The organism is Bacillus pretiosus, from assembly GCF_051294775.1.
In the GTDB taxonomy this organism is placed as follows: Bacteria; Bacillota; Bacilli; order Bacillales; family Bacillaceae_G; genus Bacillus_A; species Bacillus_A wiedmannii.
The window spans coordinates 1-285 of record NZ_JBPPHF010000502.1 but is presented as its reverse complement, the minus strand read 5'-3'; the positions used below and the strand labels follow the sequence as shown (position 1 = coordinate 285).

At 38.6% G+C, this 285-nt stretch carries 1 protein-coding gene; it reads left to right on the top strand.

Annotation, left to right across the window (positions count from 1 at the left end):
• A partial coding sequence (locus tag ACSG5Z_RS31920) for a nucleoside recognition domain-containing protein (RefSeq protein WP_435712957.1) occupies positions 1–285 on the top strand: 285 nt, incomplete at both ends.

Sequence of the window (285 nt, the reverse complement as noted above, 5' to 3'; positions counted from 1 at the left end):
ACTCAGGATATATGGCGCGAATTGCAGTTGTTATGGATAGAATTATGGAGTTCTTCGGTTTAAATGGAAAAGCATTCATACCGATGATTATCGGTTTTGGATGTAATGTTCCAGGTATTATGGCAGCGAGAACGATTGAACAAGAAAAAGAACGTTTACTTACAGTTCTTGTAACACCATTTATGTCTTGTTCGGCACGTTTACCTGTATACGCATTAGTTGCGGGAGTATTCTTCCCTCATAGTCAGGCAACTGTTGTGTTTTCTTTATATGTTGCAGGTATTG